General features: G+C 44.1%; 23 protein-coding genes. 12 read left to right on the top strand and 11 right to left on the bottom strand.

Annotated elements, in window-relative coordinates:
• The first annotated feature begins 8 nt into the window (after positions 1 to 8).
• From hutH to gbpA, 3 genes are all read left to right on the top strand, one after another.
• The gene (hutH, locus tag MMA19_RS12930) at positions 9 to 1,541 is read left to right on the top strand and encodes a histidine ammonia-lyase (protein WP_239913666.1); all 1,533 of its coding nucleotides are present in this window, start codon (positions 9 to 11) and stop codon (positions 1,539 to 1,541) included.
• A 183-nt stretch (positions 1,542 to 1,724) separates the two neighbouring features.
• Positions 1,725 to 2,948, top strand: coding sequence for a tryptophan synthase subunit beta (gene trpB, locus MMA19_RS12925; RefSeq protein ID WP_006069138.1), 1,224 nt, complete (start codon positions 1,725 to 1,727; stop codon positions 2,946 to 2,948).
• A gap of 328 nt (positions 2,949 to 3,276) precedes the next feature.
• The gene (gene gbpA / locus MMA19_RS12920; protein ID WP_240206394.1) at positions 3,277 to 4,728 is read left to right on the top strand and encodes an N-acetylglucosamine-binding protein GbpA; all 1,452 of its coding nucleotides are present in this window, start codon (positions 3,277 to 3,279) and stop codon (positions 4,726 to 4,728) included.
• A gap of 125 nt (positions 4,729 to 4,853) precedes the next feature.
• Here the strand turns inward: gbpA and MMA19_RS12915 are convergent, their stop codons facing one another.
• Positions 4,854 to 6,467 carry an NAD(P)/FAD-dependent oxidoreductase gene (locus tag MMA19_RS12915; protein WP_006069140.1) on the bottom strand — a complete coding sequence of 538 codons (1,614 nt, stop codon included), beginning with the start codon at positions 6,465 to 6,467 and terminating at the stop codon, positions 4,854 to 4,856.
• A 221-nt stretch (positions 6,468 to 6,688) separates the two neighbouring features.
• Between MMA19_RS12915 and fdxA the strand changes: the two genes are divergently transcribed.
• Entirely contained in the window at positions 6,689 to 7,012 is a 324-nt protein-coding gene (fdxA, locus tag MMA19_RS12910; protein WP_006069141.1) for a ferredoxin FdxA, read from the top strand.
• An 80-nt stretch (positions 7,013 to 7,092) separates the two neighbouring features.
• On the opposite strand, the gene MMA19_RS12905 is transcribed toward fdxA, so the two are convergent.
• On the bottom strand, positions 7,093 to 7,833 hold the full coding sequence (locus MMA19_RS12905; protein ID WP_006069142.1) for an RNA methyltransferase: 741 nt from the start codon (positions 7,831 to 7,833) through the stop codon (positions 7,093 to 7,095).
• Between the two features lie 424 nt (positions 7,834 to 8,257).
• Between MMA19_RS12905 and codB the strand changes: the two genes are divergently transcribed.
• The 5 genes from codB to MMA19_RS12880 all read left to right on the top strand — a co-directional run bounded on the left by codB (position 8,258) and on the right by MMA19_RS12880 (position 12,592).
• On the top strand, positions 8,258 to 9,502 hold the full coding sequence (gene codB, locus MMA19_RS12900) for a cytosine permease (protein WP_006069143.1): 1,245 nt from the start codon (positions 8,258 to 8,260) through the stop codon (positions 9,500 to 9,502).
• 19 nt (positions 9,503 to 9,521) lie between these two features.
• Entirely contained in the window at positions 9,522 to 10,799 is a 1,278-nt protein-coding gene (locus MMA19_RS12895; RefSeq protein WP_240206393.1) for a cytosine deaminase, read from the top strand.
• 279 nt (positions 10,800 to 11,078) lie between these two features.
• Positions 11,079 to 11,288, top strand: coding sequence for a cold-shock protein (locus MMA19_RS12890; RefSeq protein WP_006069145.1), 210 nt, complete (start codon positions 11,079 to 11,081; stop codon positions 11,286 to 11,288).
• A 294-nt stretch (positions 11,289 to 11,582) separates the two neighbouring features.
• The gene (locus tag MMA19_RS12885) at positions 11,583 to 12,104 is read left to right on the top strand and encodes a hypothetical protein (protein WP_240206392.1); all 522 of its coding nucleotides are present in this window, start codon (positions 11,583 to 11,585) and stop codon (positions 12,102 to 12,104) included.
• Between the two features lie 50 nt (positions 12,105 to 12,154).
• The gene (locus MMA19_RS12880) at positions 12,155 to 12,592 is read left to right on the top strand and encodes a hypothetical protein (protein ID WP_031493245.1); all 438 of its coding nucleotides are present in this window, start codon (positions 12,155 to 12,157) and stop codon (positions 12,590 to 12,592) included.
• 37 nt (positions 12,593 to 12,629) lie between these two features.
• Here MMA19_RS12880 and MMA19_RS12875 read toward each other — a convergent pair whose 3' ends face one another.
• Positions 12,630 to 13,406 (bottom strand): AAC(3) family N-acetyltransferase, encoded by a 777-nt coding sequence (locus tag MMA19_RS12875; protein ID WP_240206391.1) that lies wholly within the window; start codon positions 13,404 to 13,406, stop codon positions 12,630 to 12,632.
• 146 nt (positions 13,407 to 13,552) lie between these two features.
• Complete coding sequence (locus MMA19_RS12870) at positions 13,553 to 15,073, bottom strand: aldehyde dehydrogenase family protein (protein ID WP_240206390.1); 1,521 nt, start codon at positions 15,071 to 15,073, stop codon at positions 13,553 to 13,555.
• Between the two features lie 255 nt (positions 15,074 to 15,328).
• Here MMA19_RS12870 and MMA19_RS12865 point away from each other — a divergent pair, with 255 nt between their 5' ends.
• The 3 genes from MMA19_RS12865 (at position 15,329) to speB (ending at position 20,190) form a co-directional block, all read left to right on the top strand.
• Complete coding sequence (locus tag MMA19_RS12865) at positions 15,329 to 17,113, top strand: sigma-54-dependent Fis family transcriptional regulator (RefSeq protein WP_240206389.1); 1,785 nt, start codon at positions 15,329 to 15,331, stop codon at positions 17,111 to 17,113.
• 239 nt (positions 17,114 to 17,352) lie between these two features.
• The gene (speA, locus tag MMA19_RS12860; protein ID WP_240206388.1) at positions 17,353 to 19,263 is read left to right on the top strand and encodes a biosynthetic arginine decarboxylase; all 1,911 of its coding nucleotides are present in this window, start codon (positions 17,353 to 17,355) and stop codon (positions 19,261 to 19,263) included.
• A complete protein-coding gene (gene speB / locus MMA19_RS12855; protein WP_107305960.1) occupies positions 19,264 to 20,190 on the top strand; it encodes an agmatinase in 927 nt (308 codons plus the stop codon).
• Between the two features lie 49 nt (positions 20,191 to 20,239).
• On the opposite strand, the gene MMA19_RS12850 is transcribed toward speB, so the two are convergent.
• The 7 genes from MMA19_RS12850 to MMA19_RS12820 form a co-directional block, all read right to left on the bottom strand.
• Entirely contained in the window at positions 20,240 to 20,944 is a 705-nt protein-coding gene (locus tag MMA19_RS12850; protein ID WP_107305961.1) for an FCD domain-containing protein, read from the bottom strand.
• A gap of 86 nt (positions 20,945 to 21,030) precedes the next feature.
• Positions 21,031 to 21,981 carry a dihydrodipicolinate synthase family protein gene (locus MMA19_RS12845; RefSeq protein ID WP_240206387.1) on the bottom strand — a complete coding sequence of 317 codons (951 nt, stop codon included), beginning with the start codon at positions 21,979 to 21,981 and terminating at the stop codon, positions 21,031 to 21,033.
• Positions 21,978 to 22,433, bottom strand: a complete 456-nt coding sequence (locus tag MMA19_RS12840; protein ID WP_240206386.1) for a YhcH/YjgK/YiaL family protein — start codon at positions 22,431 to 22,433, stop codon at positions 21,978 to 21,980. Before MMA19_RS12840 ends, MMA19_RS12845 begins: the two co-directional genes overlap by 4 nt.
• A 32-nt stretch (positions 22,434 to 22,465) precedes the next feature.
• Positions 22,466 to 23,731, bottom strand: coding sequence for a TRAP transporter large permease (locus MMA19_RS12835; protein ID WP_240206385.1), 1,266 nt, complete (start codon positions 23,729 to 23,731; stop codon positions 22,466 to 22,468).
• Positions 23,732 to 23,751: 20 nt separating this feature from the next.
• The gene (locus tag MMA19_RS12830; protein WP_240206384.1) at positions 23,752 to 24,255 is read right to left on the bottom strand and encodes a TRAP transporter small permease; all 504 of its coding nucleotides are present in this window, start codon (positions 24,253 to 24,255) and stop codon (positions 23,752 to 23,754) included.
• 48 nt (positions 24,256 to 24,303) lie between these two features.
• Complete coding sequence (locus tag MMA19_RS12825; RefSeq protein WP_107305966.1) at positions 24,304 to 25,275, bottom strand: sialic acid TRAP transporter substrate-binding protein SiaP; 972 nt, start codon at positions 25,273 to 25,275, stop codon at positions 24,304 to 24,306.
• 16 nt (positions 25,276 to 25,291) lie between these two features.
• Entirely contained in the window at positions 25,292 to 26,212 is a 921-nt protein-coding gene (locus MMA19_RS12820) for an NAD(P)-dependent oxidoreductase (protein WP_236110101.1), read from the bottom strand.
• Positions 26,213 to 26,214: the final 2 nt, after the last annotated feature.

Raw genomic sequence — 26,214 nt, 5'->3', positions numbered from 1 at the left:
AGTACACCATGTTGAAATTAGTTCTTGAGCCAGGTCAGCTAACGTTAGGGCAACTACGCCAACTCAGCCGTTCTCCTGTGAGCTTATCTTTGCATCCTTCAGCGGTTGAAGACATTGATGCCAGCACTCGAATTGTAGAGCAAGTTATCGCCGAAGATCGTACAGTCTATGGCATCAATACTGGCTTTGGATTGTTAGCCAATACACGCATCGAGCCAGAAGATCTCGAGATCCTGCAAAAGAGTATCGTGTTGTCACACGCCGCCGGTATTGGTGAGCTAATGAGTGACGAAACTGTTCGTCTGATGATGGTGCTAAAGATCAACAGTCTTGCACGCGGCTATTCAGGCATTCGACTTAAAGTGATTCAAGCCTTGATTGAACTGGTTAATTCGCAAGTTTACCCATGCGTTCCTCAAAAAGGTTCTGTTGGTGCATCAGGTGACTTAGCCCCACTCGCTCACATGAGCACAATCTTACTCGGTGAAGGTGAAGCGAGACATAACGGGAAAATCATTAGTGGTCTAGAGGCTTTGCAAATTGCTGGGCTTGAACCAATCACGCTAGCACCAAAAGAAGGGCTAGCACTACTAAACGGCACGCAAGCCTCGACGGCGTTTGCTTTAGAAGGTCTGTTCTTAGCGGAAGACCTGTTCGCATCAGCAACACTATGCGGCGCAATGTCAGTAGAAGCCGCACTGGGTAGTCGTCGTCCATTTGACCCGCGCATCCATCGAGTAAGGGGACATCGTGCACAAATGGACGCCGCCTCGGCCTATCGCCACCTATTGGAAGGCTGTAGTGAGGTGGGTGATTCTCACCAGGGGTGTGAGAAGGTACAAGATCCGTATTCACTGCGTTGTCAGCCTCAGGTGATGGGGGCATGTCTACAACAGATTCGCAACGCAGCAGAATCGCTCCAAGTGGAAGCGAATTCTGTCTCTGACAACCCATTAGTGTTTGCTGATGACGGCGATATTATTTCCGGCGGTAATTTCCATGCTGAACCCGTCGCTATGGCGGCAGATGGCTTAGCGCTAGCGATTGCAGAAATTGGCAGCCTTTCAGAGCGTCGAATGGCATTGCTCATTGATAGTGCCCTGAGTAAGTTACCGCCTTTCCTCGTCGACAACGGCGGTGTTAACTCAGGCTTTATGATTGCGCAAGTGACTTCAGCCGCGTTAGCAAGCGAAAATAAAACCCTTGCTCACCCGGCCTCAGTTGACAGCTTGCCAACTTCGGCTAACCAAGAAGACCACGTTTCTATGGCAACTTTTGCGGCTCGTCGCTTAAAAGATATGTCAGAAAATACGCGTGGTATCTTGGCAGTGGAATACTTAGCGGCGGCACAAGGGTTGGACTTCAGGGCACCACTGAAGTCCTCACCACGAGTAGAGCAAGGTAAACAAATCTTGCGTGAGGCGGTGCCGTTCTACGATAAGGACCGCTACTTCGCCCCGGATATCGCTAAAGCAAATGAGATTATCAAGCTTGCACTTCATAACGCACTGATGCCTGAGAATATACTTCCAAGCCTCTGATTTTATGGATTTAAAAAAGAGCCTGCATACTGCTGGCTCTTTTTTGTTGGACGCAAATATTTACCAATTAAATAACCGGACGACATGTTGGCAGTCACAAGTTTAAAATGAGCCTATGTGTACATGCATCAAATTGCGTTATAACAAATGTGCTTAATAAAAGAACAACGAGGCACAAAAGACATGGAAAATACGTTTAACCACCCTATGCCCAACGATGAGGGCTATTTTGGCGAATACGGCGGTAGTTTTATCCCTCCTCAGCTACAAGAAATCATGGATGAAATCAGCGCAGCTTACGACTCATGCCGCCAAGATCCAGATTTCAGAGCCGAGCTTGCACGCCTATATAAACACTTTGTAGGTCGCCCTAGTCCAATCTTCCACGCTCAAAATCTTTCTGATAAATACGGCGCACCTATTTATCTCAAACGGGAAGATTTAAACCACACCGGCGCACACAAGATTAATCACTGCTTGGGCGAAGCGCTGCTTGCTAAAAAGCTTGGTAAGAAAAAGCTCATCGCGGAAACTGGAGCGGGTCAGCACGGCGTTGCCCTTGCCACAGCGGCGGCTTTAGTAGGTCTAGAGTGTGATATCTATATGGGTGAAGTCGACATCGCAAAAGAGCACCCAAATGTAGTAAGAATGCGAATTCTAGGTGCTAATGTGATTCCTGCCACTCACGGTAGAAAAACGTTGAAGGAAGCGGTAGATGCTGCATTTGAAGCCTACTTAGCGGACCCGCACACTCAGTTATACGCCATTGGATCGGTTGTCGGTCCCCATCCATTCCCTGCAATGGTGCGAGACTTCCAATCGATTATCGGTAACGAAGCCCGCGTTCAGTTCCAAGAAATGACAGGTGAACTGCCCAATAATCTCGTAGCATGTGTTGGTGGAGGCTCTAATGCAATGGGTCTGTTTAGCGCGTTTTTGAATGATGAAGAGGTTAAAATCCACGGGGTCGAACCATCAGGGCGCGATTTGCATACCGAAGGTGAACATGCTGCGACGCTAACACTTGGTGAGCCTGGCGTTATGCACGGGTTCAAATCATACATGCTAAAAGACGGAGAAGGCGAGCCTCAAGAAGTATACTCAGTGGCAAGTGGTCTCGACTATCCATCGGTAGGGCCTCAACACGCCTACCTCAAAGATACTGGCCGAGTGAGTTACGGCCATATTAATGATAAAGAAGCCATTGATGCTTTTTTCGAGCTATCTCGTTTGGAAGGCATTATTCCAGCCATTGAGTCGGCTCACGCCGTTGCTTACGCGCTGAAATTGGCAAAAGAGGGAGAAAAGGGGTCTATTCTTCTCAACTTATCTGGTAGAGGCGACAAAGATATCGATTTTGTTGTTGAGCATTATGGGCAAGACTTCGGTATTGAATCGCTGCTGTAGGCCGTAAAAGACCACAACATACCTTAAAGAGTTCTGCCTGATTGAGTCGCTTATCAGGCAGAATTAACATTCTCACTCATTGATAAAATCAACATTAAAACCAACGCTAGACCAGTATTTTAGAATAATCATCTAGAATATGTCATTTTAATGCCAACCTCGCCGATTTATTGAGTTTGATTCCATAAATAAAGCAAACCATTCGCCACACTTATTTTTCCACTCTAAATTACTTTCTATCACTTGCCGGATGCGAGTGACCATAAGAATAAAGACTTCCACTTGCGTGTTAATACGCATTAGAAACTGATTAAGAGAAGGTATTGGTATGAAACAGACAAGAGTCTTGCTTTCAATGGCGGCACTTGGTTTAGTTGCTAGCCCGTTAGCATACAGCCACGGATACGTTTCAGCGGTTGAAAGCGGTGTTGCAGAAGCTCGTGCAACGTTATGTAAGTATCCAGCCGACACTGGAGAAAAGAACGTAAATTGTGGCTCCGTCCAGTGGGAACCCCAAAGTGTTGAAGGTCCTGAGGGCTTTCCTCAAGCTGGCCCTCCTGACGGCCAAATCGCGAGTGCAGGCCTAACACAGTTTTCTCCTCTTAACGAGCAGACGTCTGACCGTTGGGTAAAGCGCCCTATTCAATCAGGTATGCAGACTTTTGAGTGGACATTTACAGCCAATCACGTCACTAAAGATTGGAAGTATTACATTACCAAGCCGAACTGGAATCCGAACCAAGCCTTGACGAGAGATTCATTCGATCTGAATCCATTTTGTGTGGTAGAAGGCAATATGCAAAAGCCACCAAAATTAATGAGCCACCAGTGTAATGTCCCTGAACGGGAAGGCTATCAAATCGTACTAGCGGTGTGGGATGTGGGTGATACTGCCGCTGCTTTCTATAATGTTATTGACGTACAGTTTAATGGTGATAATCCTGGCATCCCTGGCTGGTCTCAAGCAGGTACAATCAATCCAACGATGGATTTGAAGGTTGGCGACTCCGTTTTCACTCGCGTCTTTGATTCTAACGGTGAGCTACCAAACCTTTCTACCAGTGTTACCATTACTTCAGAGCAACAAGGACAGGCAAATCAGTGGTCTCACGCTCTCGCGACACAAATTAATCATGAGCACACTGATATCAAAGCTGGACAGCAAGATAGTAACGGCAATATCTCACCAGTTTATGGTAGCAACACCGTGTATGTGGCAGATAATAGCGGCTTAGATCGCGTTGAAATTGGCTATGATATTGTGACACCTCCACCTTCAATTGGTGCAGACGTAACGGGACTGGAGCCAGAGTATCAAATCGGTGAAACACCAGTTGAACTGACACTGAATGTCGCGGCTACAGGTAACGTGGACGTGAGCATGAATGTTTACAACCACGCACAAGAATCTTTAGCGAGTCAGGAACTTAGCTTAGCGGATGGTGAAAACCAGAATGTAACCCTCATACTGTCTAAATCTGAAGCTGGTCACCATATGTTAGTGACACGCGTAAGAGACGATAAAGGCAATCTTGTCGACCAAACAACGCAGGACTTTATGCTGGTAGAACAAACCATCCCCGGCGACTATGACTTCGTTTTCCCTGATGGTCTGTCACAGTACACAGAAGGCACTAAAGTCCTCGCTAAAGATGGTCACATTTATCAGTGCAAACCATTCCCGAACTCCGGTTACTGTGTGCAATGGTCACCAACAGCAACGCAGTTTGAACCTGGCGTCGGTAGCCACTGGACATCGGCTTGGAACAAACTGAATTAATCTTACCTCTAAGGTAGCACCTTCCCCTATGGGTGTTGCCTTTCTTGTTTTCACTCTTTTGAGTGGCCAATAAAAAAACCCATTAACCTCTAGTTAATGGGCTTTATAATTCATCGGTCCAGCATTTAGTTTTGCTGTTCGCCAACCATAGACAGAGCAAGCGCTTCTGCCACTTTGATACCATCTATACCTGCCGACAGAATACCACCAGCGTAACCTGCACCTTCACCTGCGGGGAAGAAGCCTTTAAGATTAACACTTTGATAGTCTTTACCGCGTTTGATGCAAACAGGCGATGAAGTACGAGTTTCAACACCAGTTAACAGGCCGTCTGCACCAGCGAAGCCTTTGATCTTTTTATCAAACGCAGGAATCGCTTCTCTGATTGCTTCAATAGCAAAATCAGGTAGTGCTTTAGAGAGATCGGTTAGCTTGATGCCCGGTGTGAATGACGGTTCTACCTCACCTAAAGCACTTGGGTCATTACCTTTTAAGAAGTCACCAATTTTCTGAGCTGGTGCATCGTAATTCTCACCACCTAGCAGATAAGCATTACTCTCTAATTCACGTTGGAATCGAATACCTGCTAATGGATCACCTGGGTAGTCTTGATCAGGTGAAATACCGACTACAATTGCACTGTTAGCGTTGCGCTCAGCACGAGAGTATTGGCTCATTCCGTTAGTCACTACGCGACCTTCTTCAGAAGTCGCCGCAACAACGGTTCCGCCTGGGCACATACAGAAACTATATACTGTGCGACCATTTTTGCAGTGATGCACCAGTTTATAATCAGCCGCGCCAAGGATTGGGTTACCAGCATTAGGACCAAAACGTGCTTCATCAATCACTGATTGTCTGTGTTCAACACGGAAACCCACAGAGAAAGGTTTAGCTTCCATATAAACACCACGTTCATGCAGCATTTCAAACGTATCACGAGCACTGTGACCTACGGCTAGTACCACGTGGCGTGATTTGATTTCTTCGCCATTTGACAGTGTCAAGCCAGTGATTTGCCCGTCTTCCATGTGAATATCATCAACGCGAGTACTAAAACGAATTTCACCACCTAGTTCGATGATTTTCGCACGCATTTTCTCAATCATGGTCACAAGTTTAAACGTACCGATATGCGGCTTACTCACGTAAAGAATTTCTTCAGGTGCACCAGCAGCTACAAACTCTTCGATGACTTTACGACCATAGTGCTTTGGATCTTTGACTTGGCTATAGAGTTTGCCATCTGAGAACGTCCCCGCACCACCTTCACCAAACTGTACATTCGACTCTGGGTTCAGTGTACGCTTACGCCAAAAACCAAAAGTATCCTTGGTACGTTCACGAACTTCCTTACCACGTTCAACGATGATCGGATTAAAGCCCATTTGTGCCAACACAAGGCCAGCAAATAGACCGCAAGGGCCAAATCCAATAACGACTGGACGTTCAGTGTTACCAGCAGGAGCTTTAGCAACGAATTTGTACTCCATATCCGGAGTGACTTTGACGTGCGGATCATCGGTAAATTTCTCAAGCAGTAATGCTTCATTCTGCACTTCTACATCTAGAGTGTAGATAAGGAGAATCTTGGTCTTCTTGCGCGCATCATAGCCACGCTTGAACACATTGAATGACATCATCTGCTCAGCAGAAATGCCGAGTTTTTTAAGAATGGCAGCAGAGATTGCGCCTTCTTCGTGGTCAAGAGGAAGTTTAATTTCAGTTAAACGTATCATGGAGGGGTCTCGCCTAGTCGGTGTCTTAGCCTAATCGGTCAACTTGGGGACCGATAAGCTCACAATGGCGCGCATTTTACGTTAACTTGTTTTGTCTGTCATACTTAATTCACTTTAGGCAGGAGTTAGATACACGAATAACCTGCTTCTAATATTGAATTTTGTTGGCGAATGAGTATTATCGCCCCTCCACAAATTTGGCAAATTAAGAGTTGATAACCATGGCTTTTGTCGTCACTGATAACTGTATCCAATGCAAATATACCGATTGTGTCGCGGTGTGCCCTGCTGACGCATTCTACGAAGGCCCAAACTTTATGGTCATTAGCCCTATCGACTGCATTGACTGTGGACTTTGTGTGCCAGAGTGTGACGCTCAAGCGATTTTCCAAGAAGACGAGCTGACGGAAGACCAGCAAGTATTTATTGAGTTGAACGCTGAATTAGCAGAAGTCTGGCCCAATATCACCGAAGTCAAACCTGCTATGGATGAAGCAGAGAAATGGAATGGCGTGCCAAACAAGTTAGGTATGCTTGAAAAATAGCACCATAAACACCCAAAAAGGGCGCAATATCAATAAGATATTGCGCCCTTTTTAGTTCTAGTCGTATTCTGCAAAGGCCGTTAAACTTCACTATGTTGACGACGGAAGTTATCGAGAATAATCCCCGTTGCCATAGCTACATTCAGTGATTCGGCACCACCAAATGCTGGAATGGTAATTTTATCTGTCACATACTGTGCTGCGTCAGGGCGGACACCGTGAGACTCACTACCCATTAGTAAGATACCCTCTGGAGAAAAGGTCATCTTATGCACATTTTCGCCTTCTAAGAACGCTCCATATACCGGTAGTGACGCTTGCTCTAGGTAGCTAGGAAGATCCAAAAGCGTTACTTGAACACGCCCAAAGCTGCCCATCGTAGCTCGAATGGTCTTAGGATTATACGGATCCGCACAATCGGTACTGGCCACGATATGTTTGATGCCATACCAATCGGCGATTCGAATAATGGTGCCCAAATTACCCGGATCAGAGACCCCATCTAGGGCGATCATCATCCCTTTAGCCGCTGGTATTTCCGTTTGAGGGATCGCTACAACGGCCACTGCCGCATTGTTACTCACAAGAGAACTGGCTTTAGTCAGTTCCTCAAGCGATGCTTCGATACATTCAACACGTTGCAATGCTTCTCGATTGCTTGCCAAAAATTCACTGGTGGCAAAGACATGTTTTATCACCATGGATGTCTCCAATAGCTCTAACACGTTCTTCTCACCTTCTACGAGAAATAAGCCATGTGCTTTACGCTGTTTCTTTTGACTTAATGCACGAAGAAGTTTTAATTGGTTTTTGGAAATCATAGTCATACCCCAGATGAAAGCGCGGGCATTATATACTTAATTGAGAATCTGATGCGAGTAGCAAAACGCTGCCTAGCGTCATTTCTAAAACCTTGGCGTTTCAGAGAATATTGGGCAATAGCCATAAAGTTGCACTTATCGACGTTATGAACCAATTTGATAACAAAGTTTATAAAAACGCACACTAAAGAGCCTCAGCAAACGGTTGCCACCTGCCAATACAAAATAACCACAAAATAATCACCGTCACAATAAAACACCTAACTCAATGATTTTATTATGCTAAATATCAATACCACTCGGCTAGCTGTAAAAATACGACAATTCGCCTCTTGACTCTCACATTTACATCACCATAATACGCGCCGTTTGCCTGAAATCTGGTAAATGGTGTATTTAAATTTAGATAATTGTGAGGTAAGAGATGTCTGCGGATAACAACTACAGTCTAGGTCCGGTTCCACAATCGGCTAGAAAGGGAGTCGCTTCATTAACCATGGTGATGTTAGGACTGACTTTCTTCTCCGCAAGTATGTGGACAGGTGGTTCACTCGGAACTGGTCTCTCCTTTAATGATTTCTTCCTCGCTGTTCTCATTGGTAACCTCATCCTCGGTATTTACACTTCTTTTCTTGGTTACATCGGCTCTTCCACTGGCCTCTCTACTCACCTCCTAGCTCGTTTCTCTTTTGGCTCTAAAGGCTCTTGGCTTCCTTCTGTCCTTCTTGGCGGCACTCAAGTAGGTTGGTTTGGAGTCGGTGTGGCTATGTTTGCCATCCCCGTACAGAAAGCAACAGGTATCGATACCAATACATTAATCATAGTAAGTGGCCTGCTCATGACAGCGACGGTTTACTTCGGTATTTCTGCGTTAATGGTTCTATCAGCCATCGCGGTACCTGCCATTGCTATTCTTGGCGGTTATTCAGTATTCACCGCAGTCGACAGTGTTGGCGGTATTGGCGAGCTTCAGAAAATTCAACCGGCGGAGCCTCTCGATTTCTCAATTGCACTGGCCATGGTAGTCGGGTCGTTCGTAAGTGCTGGTACACTTACTGCCGACTTTGTTCGCTTCGGTCGTAATCCAAAAGGCGCTGTATTCATTACAATGGTCGCTTTCTTTATCGGTAACTCTCTGATGTTCATCTTTGGTGCAGCAGGCGCATCGGTGACGGGACAATCTGATATCTCTGAAGTGATGATTGCTCAAGGTCTATTGCTTCCAGCCATTATCGTATTAGGTCTAAACATTTGGACAACTAATGACAACGCGCTTTACGCATCAGGTCTTGGTTTCTCGAATGTGACAGGCTTGCCAAGTAAGTATCTGTCTATGGCGAATGGTCTGGTTGGCACACTATGTGCGCTTTGGCTCTATAACAATTTTGTTGGTTGGTTGACCTTCCTATCGCTTGCTATCCCACCTATCGGCGGCGTAATCATCGCGGATTTCATTACAAACAGAAAACGTTACGCAAATTTTGAAACTGCGAAATTCCAAACTGTGAACTGGGCAGGTATCATTGCAGTAGGTCTTGGCGTAGCAGCAGGTAATTTTCTACCAGGTGTAGTACCAGTTAATGCTGTACTTGGCGGTGCCATCAGCTACGTCATATTAGACCGCCTTATCAACAAGAAAGCGGCGCAACTTAAACAAGCAGACGCTTAATAATTAGGAATTTGGTGTTATGTCATCTTTGCTCATTCAAAATGCTTCAATCAATATGAAAGAAGGTCTTTATGACCTTTTGATTGAAGACGGCGTTTTCAAGGCGATTGAACCTGCCGGCTCAAAAACGCTGACTGCGGACAAACACATTGACGCGACCGGTCATATGGCGACAGCGCCATTTTGTGAACCTCACATTCATTTAGACACGACTCAAACTGCCGGAGAGCCTAGTTGGAACATCTCGGGAACCTTGTTTGAAGGGATTGAACGTTGGGCAGAACGCAAAGCACTTCTGTCTATTGAAGACGTTAAGCAGCGTGCTAAACAAACTTTAAAGTGGCAGATTGCCAACGGTATTCAGCACGTTCGTACTCACGTTGATGTGTCTGACCCAACACTAACTGCGCTTAAAGCGATGGTGGAAGTTCGTGAAGAAATGAAGCAGTGGGTTGATATCCAGATCGTTGCGTTTCCGCAGGAAGGTATTTTGTCTTACCCGAATGGCCAAGAGCTCCTTGAAGAAGCGGTACAGCTTGGTGCGGATGTTATCGGTGCGATTCCACATTTCGAATTTACTCGCGAGTACGGCGTTGAATCACTTCATTACGTCTTTGAATTGGCGCGTAAATACGACCGCTTGATTGACGTTCACTGTGATGAAATTGATGATGAACAATCTCGCTTTGTGGAAACTCTTGCGGCGCTCGCTCATAAATACGAAATGGGCGACAAAGTGACAGCAAGTCACACCACCGCAATGGGTTCTTATAACGGCGCGTACGCATCTCGCTTGTTCCGTCTGCTGAAGATGTCAGGCATTAGCTTTGTCGCAAACCCACTGGTTAACATTCATTTACAAGGTCGTTTCGACGATTACCCTAAGCGTCGCGGTGTAACACGAGTAAAAGAAATGTTGGCTGCAAACATCAACGTCTGTTTTGGGCATGATGATGTTTTTGATCCTTGGTACCCATTGGGTACTGCCAACATGCTTCAAGTCTTGCACATGGGGCTACATGTATGTCAGGTGATGGGCTACGATCAAATCAATCAGTCACTTGACTTGATCAGTACTAATTCAGCTAAAGCACTGAATATCCAAAACAAGCACGGTTTGGAAGTGGGCAAAGCAGGTAGCTTGCTATTGCTGCCAGCGGACAATGGCTTTGACGCTGTCCGTCGCCAAGTACCCGTCAGCTACTCCATTCGTAACGGTTATGTCATCGCTCAAACGAAGCCAGCCGAGACTCAAATCCACCTCGAGTCCTCTGAAAACGTTACGTTTAAACGCTAATTATCATCTCAAAAGAGCAAGTCACGAATGGCTTGCTCTTTTTGTAACTAATTCATAAGAAATTCATTTAATCCTTTGCTAGGTGTGTTACACTGCTTGCGCTCTGGTGTTCAGAGTTATTTAAAGTAAGAGTAAAAGAGTACGAGAAGTATTGTCAGATAATTTCCCTTGCGGGTATTTGTCATTCGTTTTTCCCATTTACGGCTTGATTAAATAAACGGAAACACAAAGCGAGATCGCCGAAAGGCAAATTTTAATCTTAAAAGTAAGGGACATAACATGTCTAACACAAATACTGGCACAGTAAAATGGTTTAACGAAGAGAAAGGCTACGGCTTCATCGCTCAAGAGAACGGTCCAGACGTATTCGTTCACTTCCGCGCTATCTCTGGCGAAGGTTTCAAAACTCTAAAAGAAGGCCAAGCGGTTTCTTTTGGTGTTGAGCAAGGCCAAAAAGGTCCTCAAGCTGTTAACGTTATTCCTCAATAATAACGACAGTTAAAGAATTTCTAAAAGGCTTCGAGTAATCGAAGCCTTTTTTGTATCTGCAAACACAACTACCCACCTCTCTTTTCCAACGCTTTTCTAACACTGCTACATTAGGCTACTAAACTCATCATCTTTACGATATCTCCTGTCACTCACCGTGACATAGGCTGTCTCTCCGAGGCTCTAAATCAGGAGAGTCAGTCATCCAATCTTATGGATTTCCACGCAGGGATGCGATTTCGTCAGTTGGTATTTTCTAACTGTATTTTTGACAATTTTGGAATCGTAAAGACAATGAAAAAACTATTCGCATCTGCACTAATCGTGGCTTCTTCCTCAACTATCGCAGCAGGTATGGACGACGTTAATTTTAACATTTTGGCAGGGTACGACCGCAATGCACCTACTGTAGCGTTTGAAGTTGATTATGCAAACATTCTACTGGGTACTCAGCTACACGCTGAGCAAAACTCAAACGTAGCCGATTTAACATCAAAAAACGCAATAGCTCTAGGCACCGTAGAACGCAATAATTTCTCATTCTATTCAGGTTATCGCTTTGACATGGGGCTTAGCCTTAAAGCAGGTGTCACCGTTAATAGTCTTAAGTTCGACCATGTTGCAAGTGAGATCGGTTCTTTTAGCAACCGTAAAGTGCTGCCATTTTTAGGTGCTGGATATGAATTCAAAAACGGCCTCAATCTTAACCTGCACGGTACTATCGGCAAAAATGACAAACTAGATGTTGGCAGTGCAGGCGAACTGTCTATCGAGGATAAAGCCTACATCAGCTTCTTAGTCGGATACCGTTTCTAAAACCTTGTAACTAGAAGCTCACAGTAATGTCATCATTCGAAACAAGACATATGAAAACACTGAAATTAACAATGCTAGTCATTGGCGCTTCACTATTATCAGGCTGTTCCGTCTACAACGCGGTGAAAGCAGGACAACTGCAAGCGGACTACGACCTAATCTTAAGAAATAGCGCCATTTATAATTCTGATAATGGCAGCCAATACAGTATTCCTGTGCCTCATAATGAAAGCAGGAACAAAATGCTGGTTTGTTATAACCAAAGCGGTATCTTCAGTGCCTCCGATTCTGGGGAGTTACGAGAAGTGGCCAATGAATGGCTAAGCAAAAATAAGCCGGGAAAGCTCGCTGGCGACGAACTAAACCGTTCTGGCGTTTGGGATTCTAGAACCTGTTATGAGTTCGACATTGTGGATATTCAACCGATTGGTGCGTATCTCGATGAAGAAACCGGGGAAGTCGTTATCGTCGGTGAAAGTCACGGATAAGCAATATATAAGAGCCTAGATTTAGGCTCTTTTTACTTTATTCATACCACGACTCTGGGATGGGCTCATCGTACAAAAAGACATCTTGGTTTCGCTTTAAGAACGCTTGCACTATATCTGCCATTCCTTTCGCGCTGGCTAAAAACGATCTTGCCTCGCCAATAGTCCCCCAATGGCCGATACCTTGTTTAACAAATGGACGCTCAAGCTTGTCATAGTTTTCATGAATGCTACCAAACGGACTTTTATGGCGACGCAAAATCGTCTCAATAGCCTCATCACCTTTAATAATCGTGATGGCTTCTGACTCAGAATCGATACGGTTAGGAATCGCACTCCACTCCTCCACACCATGTATGTATGTGTTACGAGTTAAAGGACACCCTAGAAAGAGAATCTGCGCATCAACGTCATAGAGTCTTCCCCAAGCGCCATGTCGAGGGCATGGAGACGTCAATGTTTCTTCGCCAGCAATAAACTGCTCGGCATTTTTCCCCAACGCGGCCATAGAGTGAGTAGGGTGAAGCGAACGAAGCACGCCCTCCCTTTGCCTAAACATCTCACCAAGGATACCGACACAAGAGGGTTCTGTTTTAGGATCATAAATACCATTAGCAAGATTGTGCTTATCCCAACTGTGCGTGGGTAGCAATAACAGCCCTTCCGACATAAACTCACTCAAAGCATCCAGTACTGTGTCAGCCCCACCCTCAACGTCTCCTATGGCTTTCATGGAGGAATGTACGAGCAACGTTCCATTTGGATTGATGCCGATATCTTGAAAATCGCTAATTAATCTCTGTTTCGTGATCATTTTTTTGTTGGTTTTCGTTGTTTCGAAAGATACTGACAAAAACCGCAGTAAATAACCGTTAACCAGACGTGTATTCTGGTAAATTTACAGAGATATGACGAAAAAAGCCGGAGCAAAAAACTCCGGCTTAGCAAAAACTAGAGACCTTAGAAGAAACCTAACGGACTAGTCGAATAACTCACCAACAAATTCTTGGTGTTTTGATAATGGTCGAGAGCCAGTTTATGAGTTTCTCGTCCAATGCCCGACTTCTTGTAACCACCAAATGCAGCGTGTGCTGGATATGCATGGTAGCAGTTAACCCACACTCGTCCTGCTTGAATTTCACGTCCCATGCGATACGCTAAGTTGCCATTACGAGTCCAAACCCCTGCGCCTAGACCATACTCAGTATCGTTAGCAATTCGCAGGGCATCGGCTTCGTCTTTAAAGGTGGTAATCGCGATAACAGGGCCAAAAATCTCTTCTTGGAATACACGCATTTTGTTGTTACCTGCAAGCATGGTTGGCTGAATGTAATAGCCGTCTTGTAAGTCACCTTCTTGCTTGTTCATGTCGCCGCCAATGATCACTTTTGCACCTTCTTGACGACCTATTTCAAGATAGCTCATGATCTTATCAAACTGCTCTTGTGACGCTTGAGCACCGACTTGCGTGGTCACATCCAGAGGATTTCCTTGCTTTATGGTTGCTGAGCGCTCCTCAAGCTTGGCGATAAATTTGTCATAAATAGACTCTTGAACCAATACTCGGGATGGGCAAGTACATACTTCACCTTGGTTAAAGAAAGCTAATAGTGTCCCCTCAATGCACTTTTCTAAGAAGTCATCATCCTTATCAAAGATATCTTCGAAATACACATTCGGAGACTTACCTCCAAGTTCAACCGTCGAAGGTATCAAACTTTCCGCTGCGCATTTCAATATATGGTGGCCAATTTCCGTCGAACCAGTAAACGCTAGTTTATTAATACGCTCGCTAGTTGCTAACGCTTGACCGGCCTCGGCTCCATAACCGTTGACAATATTGACCACACCAGCAGGGATTAAGTGACCGATTTTTTCCATAAGCATTAAGATAGATGCTGGCGTTTGCTCCGCAGGCTTGAGTACCACGCAGCACCCTGCTGCTAATGCTGGTGCTAGTTTCCATGCTGCCATCAGCATTGGAAAGTTCCATGGAATGATTTGACCAACAACGCCCACAGGTTCTGGGAAATGGTAGCTTGCAGTGTTGGCATCAATATCCGCCGCAGATCCCTCCTGCGCACGAATACAACCAGCGAAATAACGGAAGTGATCCACGGCTAAAGGAAGGTCTGCAGCTAATGTTTCACGCACAGGCTTGCCATTTTCCCACGTCTCTGCGACGGCAAGTTCTTCAAGGTGTTGCTCTATCGTGTGAGCGATTTTGAGCAGGACGTTTGCTCGCTCAGTCACACTGGTTTTGCCCCAAGCTTCGCGTGCAGCATGGGCAGCATCGAGGGCCAAACTAATATCATCGGCATCTGAGCGAGGGACTTCGCAAAACGCTTTACCATTAACTGGAGATGTATTTTCGAAATACTTGCCGTTTACTGGTGCTACCCACTCTCCACCAATATAGTTTTCATATCGTTGCTTGTAGTTAACTACTGCGTTTTCCGTTCCTGGCTGAGCGTAAATCATAGCTTATCCTTTTGTTATTTAATCGAATGTTAGCAGCGTCGTATGCAAAAAAGTCATGCCTTATGTGTCATACGACATCGTGATAGAGGCAACAATTACGCCAATCTAACAAAAGAGATGTTATAATTTTGTAAATTTATGATTAATATAATTTAAACGTAACTTGTATTTGTCCTTCTATTGTTGATGCTCAAATGGCCGTTGTTCCGTTATGTAGCATGATGTCACAGTGAACTGCTACAAAATGGAACACTCATGTTAATTAGCCATACAACTAACGAAAAGGCGTGGATCAAGGACTCTTGGAAACGCAGTATTCAAGCTGGTTTAAGTAGCCGCCATCTGCCCGAAGATCATCGACTTAGTAACGTCGAAGTTACTGAACGAATCGATAAGCATCAAACGTTAATAAATGTCATTGAAAAACATGCATACCCACTTTTTTGTCAGATATTTTCTCGTACTGATAGCCGACTTATCTTAGCGGATACCAACGGTGCAATAGTAAAGACGTGGGGACAAAAGCGATTTCGCGAGAAACTCACGGAAATAGCACTCGATCAAGGAGTGCTTTGGGATGAGGGACTGAAAGGTACAAACGCGATAGGGACAGCCTTGGTAGAAAAACGTCCGGTCTCCATCATAGGTGGAGAACACTTTATTAGGCATCATCATTTCATTAGTTGTACTGCCAGCCCGATCTTTTCACCCGCCGGAAAACTCATTGCTATATTGGACGTGACCAGTGAATATCAAACCCATAACGATGCCACTAGGGTACTTATTCAGAACATGGTCCAAAACATAGAGAGCGAACTACTCAACTTTATTCCCGATGCTGCATTAAAAATACGCCTTGGTCATGATAGTTCTGTTCTTAATAGTGGTTGGCAAGGAATCGTTGTCACCGATAAAAATGGGCAAGTGCTGGCTCAAAATGCTATTGCCTCCAGTGTACTAGCTAATCAACTTAAACCGGGTGATCCTATTGAGTCTGTTATTGGTTCACTGACTCTTGATCGTATCCGTAAAACAGACCAGTTTTACTATCAAGTTGAGTCTGTTAAACCTCTGCGTCACCTTCCTAAGAGTAAATCAAAAGCCGAGTCTTCAAGCTGCCCATTACACCAAGGAGATAGTTGTGTTGAAAAAGCTTGGCAACAAGCTATAAAAGTCATGTCAAAACGTATCGGCTTGGTAATTTCAGGAGAAACCGGAACCGGGAAAAATGAATTTGTAAAAGCATTGCATAAACAAAGTTCACGTGCCGCAAGACCTCTTATTGCTATCAACTGTGGAGCGCTACCAAAGGACCTTATTGAGTCCGAGTTATTTGGTTATGCTCCGGGAGCTTTTACAGGTGCTCACCCCAAGGGGTTCGAAGGTCGATTTAGGCAAGCCAATGGCGGCATTTTGTTTCTCGACGAAATTGCAGACCTTCCCCTTAATGCTCAATCTCGCCTCTTACATGTACTACAAGAGAAAATTGTTGCACCCATTGGAGCCAATCGCAGCTATCCCGTTGATGTCTACGTCATCGTTGCTAGCCACAAGAACTTAACTGATATGGTCGCTAAAGGGGAGTTCAGAGAAGACCTATGGTATCGACTTGAAGGACTGAGTATCACTTTACCAAGCGTTCGTGAAAGAGAAGACACTCAACAGCTGATTGAGTCAACGTTTACGCAGGAGTCCAATAAACAGCGTCTCTCAGATGACGTTATTGACCTCATGCTTAAGTATGATTGGCCGGGAAACCTTCGAGAAGTGCACTCTACCTGCCGTTTGATCGCCGCTCTATGTGATAATCCCATCGTCAATCTAGATGATCTTCCAGAAAACATAATCCGTAAGCTCACCACTACACGAACTGCTACTCTCGAACAAGATAACGACTTACAATCGACCATTGACAATAAGCTATTGAAAACTATCGAAGAAACAAACGGAAATGTGAGCTTGGCATCGCGAATATTAGGCGTGAGTAGAAACACTATTTATCGAAAATTGAGGAAGCTCGGGATAGACAAAATTTCTTAATCGTTTCGAGAAAAACCTTTTGTTAGACATTAAACCCAATATATCCGTTAATGCGCACGACTCTTGAGTACCCTGCTCCACAACATTGGCACTCAAGAAGCTGTTCGTGACCATCATGGAAGATCATCACGAGGTTTGATTTTTCAGGTTAACGCTAATTCCCAATCATCAAATCGAGCGAAAATTCGAAAAAGAAAAAGATTAGTACCAGCCTGAGCGCATGATAAGTGAGACATGCCGTGACTAATACTTCCAAACTTGACCGCATCCGCGCCGACTACAACGTACAACACTGGAGCCAAAATTTCTTTGGCATCAATGACAGCGGCGATGTAACTGTTTCTCCTCGTAAAGACGGCCAACACCATGTTCCATTAACTCGTATTGCACAAGCACTTGAAGAAAAAGGCTTAACCTTGCCTGCCTTAGTGCGTTTTCCGCAAATCATCCATCAACGAGTTCATGGTATCTGCGACGCATTTAACCAAGCGATCAATGATTACGGATATAACAACGAATATCTATTGGTTTACCCAATTAAAGTGAACCAACAAAAAGACGTAGTAGAACAAATTCTTGCTAGCCAAGCAGAAGCAGAAACAAAACAACTTGGCCTTGAAGCAGGAAGCAAACCTGAGTTAATGGCAGTACTGGCCATGGCTCAACGTGCGAGCTCAGTGATTGTTTGTAATGGCTACAAAGACAGAGAATACGTACGTCTTGCACTGATTGGCGAAAAGCTTGGCCACAAAGTGTTCATCGTTCTTGAGAAGCTATCCGAGCTGGATATCGTTCTTAAGGAAGCAAAAGCACTAAACGTTAAACCTCGTGTCGGTTTACGTATTCGCCTAGCATCACAAGGGGCAGGTAAATGGCAAGCAAGCGGCGGTGAAAAATCGAAATTTGGTTTGTCAGCGTCTCAAGTGCTACAAGTCGTTGAGAGATTGAAAGCGGAAGACCAGCTAGAAATGCTTCAGTTAGTTCACTTCCATCTAGGTTCGCAGATGGCCAACATCCGTGATGTACGCAATGGTGTGAACGAGGCTGCACGTTTCTACTGTGAGCTTCGCAAAATGTCAGTGCCTATTACTTACTTCGACGTTGGGGGCGGCCTAGCCGTTGATTACGATGGTACACGTAGCCAATCAAGCAGTTCCATGAACTACGGCTTGGCAGAGTACGCTCGCAACATCGTGAGTACCGTAGGTGATGTGTGTGCTCTTTATGAAGAAAGCGCGCCAGTGATCATTTCAGAATCTGGTCGCTCACTCACCGCACACCACGCGGTATTGATTACCAATGTAATTGGTACGGAAAGCTATAATGTGGAATCAGTCGATGCACCGAGCGAAGACGCACCGCTGCTGCTGCAAAATATGTGGCAGAACTGGCAAAACCTAAGAGCGGGCACCGATGCACGTGCACTTATCGAGATTTACAACGATACTCAAAGTGACCTGAGCGAAGCTCAAACACTCTTCACTTCTGGTGTCGTGGATTTGCATCAGCGTGCCTGGGTTGAGCAATTAAGCTTAAGCATTTATGGCGAGCTACATAAACAAATGGACAACAAGAATCGTTTCCACAGACCGATTCTTGACGAACTGAGCGAGCGTTTGGCTGATAAGTTCTTCGTGAACTTCTCGCTATTCCAGTCGCTTCCTGATGCTTGGGGAATTGACCAAGTATTCCCAGTGCTACCACTATCTGGTTTAGGAAGTGAAGAGCAGACTCGTGCTGTTATGCTAGACATCACATGTGACTCTGATGGTGCAGTTGACCAATATGTTGATGGTCAGGGTATTGAGTCAACACTACCAGTGCCAGCTTGGAACAAAGACCAGCCATACTTAATGGGCTTTTTCCTAGTAGGCGCATACCAAGAGATCTTGGGTGATATGCATAACCTGTTTGGCGATACGCACAGCGCGGTAGTTAACGTCACTGATAATGGTGATTTCGAGTTTGCTGCTATCGACCTTGGCGATACCGTTGAAGATATGATGCGTTATGTGCACATTGACGTAGAAGCGATCAAAAACAATTATAAAGAGCTTGTTGAAAAACACATCGAAGCTGATGAACAAGCCTTAATTTTAGCAGAATTAGAATACGGCCTAACAGGCTATACCTATTTAGAGGATTTTTAAATGAATGATTTGTTTACTAAAACTGATTATTCACTGTATTCAAACGCGATGACGTTTGTTCGTCGTCCATACGTGAAAAATCCAGTTTCTGCTGACGCAGATGTGGTTGTTTTGGGTGTTCCACTCGACATGGCGACCTCTGGTCGCCCTGGCGCTCGTTTAGGGCCAGACGCCATTCGCCGTGCATCAGTCAATCTTGCGTGGGAAGGAAAGAAGTTTCCTTGGGATTTTAACGTATTCGACAAAACAAAAGTTATCGACTCTGGCGACCTAGTTTTCGACTGTGGTGACGCAGAAGATTTCACCTATCGCTTAGAAGCAGCGACTAGTGAAATTCTAAAGAGTGGTAAGACTATGCTCGCATTGGGTGGTGATCACTTCATCACACTGCCGATCTTACGCGCGTACGCTAAACATCACGGAGAAATGGCGCTAATCCATTTCGACGCACATACTGACACTTATGCTAATGGCAGTAGTTACGACCACGGTACCATGTTCTACCATGCGCCAAAAGAAGGGTTAATCTCAGCCAAGCATTCGGTCCAAATAGGCATTCGTACTGAGTATGATTACGATGACCATGGTTTTAAAGTCATCAACGCAATGCAAGCGAATGACCAGAGTGTTGACGAAATTGTTAGCCAGATCCGTGAGACTATCGGTGACAAACCAGTGTATATCACGTTTGATATCGACTGCTTGGATCCCGCTTTCGCGCCAGGAACGGGAACGCCTGTTTGCGGCGGACTAAATTCAGATAAAGTGCTTAAGATCATCCGCGCTTTGGCTGGTATCAACGTGGTAGGTATGGATGTGGTAGAAGTCTCACCTCCTTACGACCAAAGCGAACTGACTGCTCTCGCTGGTGCAACCATAGCGCTAGAGCTGCTTTATGTTTGGGCGAGTAGACCGACTCAAGATTAAACATAAAAAAACAGCAAGGCTTACTGGCCTTGCTGTCTAGCGCTACTCTTTATTTCTCTATTCGCATTACAGCATCTAAGTGCTCACGCATGCATTTCTCCGCCTTGTTAGGATCTTTTTCAGCGATAGCGTTATATATAGTCACATGCTCATGATAGTTCTGAGTATGATACGGCGTATAGTCTTCCGGGTTTCTCGTCATAATCAACCAAGAGATCAAGGACTCATACAATGAAGAAACCATTGGGTTGCCGATCATATCGATGATACATCGGTGAAACGCTATATCTGTGCTAACAAAAGAATTGTAGTCTTTACAGTGCATTTTATTCTGTTCGAGAATAGCTTTGAGCCGGACAAGATCCTCGTCAGTGCGCACTAATGCAGCTTCCCTTACAATCGCAATTTCAAACAATTGTCTTAGGTGCTCGAACTGACGCTTCTCATCCTGTTGAGATAATAAACCAATCGCTAAACCAGAAACATTATTCAATAAGGTCTCAGTGCAGGGTTTAGTTACTCGCGTTTTTTCCCCACTTTTTATTTCAACTAAACCTTTTTGAGATAACTTCATTAGAGCTTCACGCACTGAAGGACGTCCAACGTCAAAAGCTGCCATTAACTCCCGTTCTGACGGTAACGTGTCGCCTTCTTTTAATGTGTTATTGATAATCAGTTTTTCCAGCTCTTCCGCCACACTATCGGACAGCTTGGTCTTTTTCATAGGCTTTAGTGGAAAAGACGTTAACCCCATAAGAGTTTCCTCATCTTGCATTCATTACATTCTAATAGAATGGTATTTATTATGTCCGAACGACTCACCTGGGTTAAGCAATAAAGCTAGTTTGTTGCTTCTGTTGGCACCAGTTGGAATTCGGGTAAGTACATTTTTCGTTTTTTTGCTTTCGGTGCTATAAACTTTGCGGGAATTGAAGCATACGGAAACCTCATTGTTGGTGTAATGTTACACCACCCCCCCATCGCCGCCATAAACTTATCTGCGGCTGCATTACTGTAGCCTTCATCAACAATGTATGGCGCTATTTCTCGCTCCATAAATCGTTGGATTCGTGTTTCCAACTCTAAGGCTTGAGGGTCCAAAGATAAGCACTGCTCTGTCCATCTTTGCGCTGCGGTTGGGTTTAAGCAACACACATTTGAGTACGCCCCTTTTGCCCCTTTATACGCATCTGTCGCGAGAAAGTGTCCCGCTACAAAAATAGATGCTACTAGAGGTAAGCCTGTCTTTTCAATTTCAGGCGTGATTCTGGCTAATTTAAAACCTACTAAGGTCTCAATGTTTTGATACAGATAAAGTAACTCCTTCGCACTCAGATTAACTTTTGCGTGCGGAGGGTTATATAAGACTATATCTACTCCGTCAGCTTCCTTTTCAACTCCACGCAGAAATCTTTCTGCCACATCTAAAGAACATGGGAACCAGTCTGGCAATATAACTTGTATAGCCCTTGGCTTTAAGGAAGCAGAAAATCTAACTCTTTCTAACGTTGCTTGTGGATGACAATGACTAGCACCTATCTGAAATGGCATTTCTGCACGACGGCACTTCTTCGCTAATAAGGTACTAATATTTTTAAACTCTTCGTCTGACTGAGTATAAAACTCACCAGCTGTACCATTCGAATAAATACCATCGACACCTGCTTCAATATAGTAGTCAATCTGCTGCTCTAACATTACAAAGTTTATTGTCTCATGCTCTACTGGAAGTAAAAGTGTCGCCCAGTTTCCTCGAATTTCCGGTAGTTCAAGTTGGGATTTTTTTCTCATAACAGTGACGCTCTCACTTTAATCACTACTTTGTCTACTATGTGGTCATCGCTTAAAGCCTTAAGCATGGGTCGATGCCACTCTCCCGGTAGAAATACACAATAATTGCCTTGTTCTAGAATAACAAACTGCTCACCGCTCATATGGCGACTTAGCTTAGCGTCGTCTACAAACTTCTCGAGTTCATCTTCACTCTCATTGACTCTTAATGAATAACCAAATTTCTCCTTTCCCGATAACACTAGGTGGATATCAATATATTCATCATGTACTTCCGCCAATGCATCTTCAACGTCTTTCGCTTGGCCTCGAATACGATTAACAAAAACATCGCTGCCACTTACTTCCGTCAGACCATTTGGATACGTATCAACTCCATCATTAATAATATGGTGTATGATTTGGCCAAGCGTTTTGCTTCTGTCCATCGCATTTAAACTAGAAACAACCATATTTCTCTCCTTTAGCTACGATCATTCTAAAATCAAAGAAGTTGATTCGGTAAAAACATCACTAACTCAGGAAAGAGAATAATCAGCCCAAGAACAAATATTAACGGTACTAGAAAAATCAATACTGACTTGGCCAATGTCTCATAAGGAATCTTACCCACTTTTGCTACGACGAATAAAGATACTCCCATTGGCGGCGTAAGGATACCCAGCATCATATTCATCACAACCACGATCCCAAAATGTACAGGGTCGATACCTAAATGCACCGTAATAGGCAGAAGAATCGGTATTAGAATCAACAATAGAGCAAGCGTTTCAATGAAAGCCCCCAGAATAAAGAGCATTACTGAGACTAGCACTAAAAATACCAGTGGAGAATCTGTTACTTGCAAGAATAATTCAGCGGCTTTTAAAGGGATATCTTCCTTAATAATTACGTAACCGAATAAGCCTACCCCACCAATCAAAAAGCCAATCACCGCTGAAGTATTCACCGTTTCATGAACTAACTCTATAAAACGTTTAAACGTCAGCTCTCGGTATACAACAAACCCTAAGAACATTGCATATAGTGATGCAACGACCGCTGCTTCAGTCGGAGTAACAAGCCCTGAAAATATGCCTCCAATAATTAACACCGGTGTTAGTAACGCTAAAGATGCATCTTTAAATGAATGACAAATAGTCTTAAATGATGCTCTAGGATAGACTGGGTAGCGCTTTTTCTTAGCGATGAAATAGACCATAATCATCAACGCGCCCGCACAGAGTAACGCAGGAACAACTCCAGCTAAAAATAGAGCTCCCACAGAAGCGCCGGACATAACCCCATATATTACAATAGGAATACTTGGTGGCATCAAAGGTCCTATTACACTGGAAGCTGCCGTTATGGCACCTGCAAATCCATCGTCATAACCTTCATCACGCATTGCTTTGATTTCAAGCTGCCCTAACCCTCCGGCATCAGCATGAGCAGAACCAGACATTCCTGAAAACAATAAACTTGCCAATACGTTAACGTGTCCTAACGAACCTGTTAAATGTCCAGTCAAATCTCTAGCAAACTTGAACATTTTGTCCGTGATTCCCGCCGAGTTCATAAGCAGCCCGCTAAAGATAAAAAATGGAACCGCAAGAAGGGGAAAAGAATTTAGTCCTGAAATCACTTTTTGTGGCGCGAGAGCAATGCCACCATTGAGCAACAAATAAATGATAGAAACAGCGTAAAGCGTAAATGCAACAGGCATACCTATAGCTAATAAAGCGCCCCAGCCTCCAAAAATACTAAACATAGCATTAAACCCTTCTCATACTATTGGGGAATCGCAGTTGTACTACCTTTCTCTTGCTGAAACAGCTTAGACAAAGAGAGCCCTGCATTTAAAATGGACTTAACAAATACCAGTGCAAAACCTATCGGAACCGCAGCGTACAAACACGACATTTGCACATCCATTGTGATCGAGCCCAATCGATCCATTCGCTCCATAAAGAGATAACCACGATAAACAATGAAAACAGATATCACTGCAAAACTGCCGTGAATCAAGACATCTAGGATTAAATTAGCTCTCACACCGAGCCTGTTTGGAACAATATCAACAGCAATATGGTCTCTTCGCGAGACCGCCTCACTTGCTCCAATAAACACGATGTAAATGTAGAGCCAACGAGACAGTTCCTCTGTCCAAGGTATGGCAACACTAAAAAAGTACCGACTTACTATTTGAATAGTGAGAACAGAAAGCATGGCCAAAAAAAGAAGAATTGAAAGGTACTTCTCTGCCCACTCCATTTTTCGGATTATATTATTCATACATGGACCTTATCTTGTAGCGGAGCACAGCTCCGCCACTTCACGTTTCTATTGCGCGTCAATTAGTGTTTGCGTAAATCCCTTACCATACTTTTTGTCTAGCGCAGCATAATAAGGTTTCATTGCGGCACGGAACGGTTCTAAATCTGGGTGTGTAACTGTCACTCCTGACTCTTTAAATAATGCGAGGAACTTATCCGTGTTTTCGTTGATTCGACGTTCAGCTTCTTCTCCACCTTTGTGAAGCGCTGTAATGAGCCATTTTTGTTCTTGTTCAGAAAGATCATCCCAACTATTTGAATTAATTGAAATGGTCTGGTCTTGTACAACGTGATTTGTCATAGCCAAGTATTTTTGAACTTCATAAAACTTCATTGCTTCAATGGAAGGGATCGGATTCTCTTGGCCATCAACAGCATTCGTCTGAAGCGCTAAGTAAACTTCAGCATATGCGATTGGAGAAGGTATAGCGCTGGTTGCTTTTGCGTAGTCAATTAAAGCCTTCGCATTAGGAGTACGAAGCTTCATGCCTTTCATGTCTTCAATTGAATTTATCGGACGGTTTGAGGTAGTTTGGCGAACGCCAAAGTACCACATATCAATAGGCTTAAGTTCAAAGTTATCTTCTAACTCCGCGCGTATTTTAAGCCCCCATTCACCGTTAAAAATCTTACGTAAGTGATCGAAGTCTTTTACTATGTATGCTGTTTCCAAAGCACCAAGTTCCGGAACATATTGAGCGTAGCCACCAAAAACCTGCATTGACATGTCGATTTCACCTAGTGAAACCTGTTCTAACATTTCATGTACGCTGCCCAATTGACCGCCTTCATACAGTCTCATGGTTAATTCTCCATTAGAGAGCTTCTTCAGTTCTTCAGAGGCGGTAACCATACCGTGGTAAATGGGACTGTTATACGCTTCATTGAAACCCACTTTGAGTTCCGTTTTCGCGTAAGCATTCGCTGCGAGTAAAGCACTAGCTATAACACTAATTTTGAGGGTAGTTTTCATCGTCATGTTCTAAATATCCTTGTTAGAATTGGATCATATTGTTAAGTGGTTGGTCATTTAACAACCGATGTATTTGACTTATATAGATGTCAATTTTCTTATAGTTTTCATCTATCGACCCACCACCTGTATGTTGGGTCAAATAGATGTTAGGGAGTTTCCAAAGTAAAGAATTGTCGGGTATTGGCTCTTGTACCGTCACGTCTAAACACGCACTAAACGTTTTGTCATTTTTTGCTTTTTGGCACAGTGCAACTTCATCAACCACTTGCCCTCTGCCAACATTCAAAAACGTCGCTCCAGAGCGCATAGCTGCGAACATTTTCTCATCGAAAATATCAAGAGTTTCTGTGGTTGCGGGAATCGTAGAAATAATTACATCATTAAGAGAAACTGCTGAAGTTAATGCCGCTATACCACCGACTTCCATATCTTGATTATCAAAAGTCTGAACTTCACAACCAAATGGTGCTAATAACGATGCGATTCTGCGCCCAATATTACCGAAACCAATAATAAGGACTGAAGCATCACTAAGAAGTCTTTTCTTAAAACGGATAGTATCTTTGGCCCAGCAGTTATTTTGTTGAGCGCCGTATAACTCAGAATGCAATCGATAGACAGACAACAAGCTTGCCAACACTTCTTCCGCGACTGGTATGGTAAAAAAGTCCGCTAAGTTACAAACCATAACCGTGTTACCTTTAGACCATTGGTAACCATTGAAATTGTCCGTGCCAACTGAATCTAGAAGAATAGCCTTTAGATTAGTCATCTCCTCAATCCAAGACGTATTGAAATTCCCTATAGCAATGTCCGCATCCCGACAGTGCTTTAACGTACACGTGCCATCATTGAAGGTGAACGCTAGTTCAGTGGCAGAATGGGTAATGAAATACTCTCTTTCTCGCTCGTTAAGTAAGGGATGTACGTATACTTTCATAT

The organism is Vibrio sp. CyArs1 (assembly GCF_022432925.1).
GTDB classification, from domain to species: domain Bacteria; phylum Pseudomonadota; class Gammaproteobacteria; order Enterobacterales; family Vibrionaceae; genus Vibrio; species Vibrio mediterranei.
Note: the sequence above shows the minus strand (reverse complement) of the source record. Positions and strands in the feature narration are given on the sequence as shown.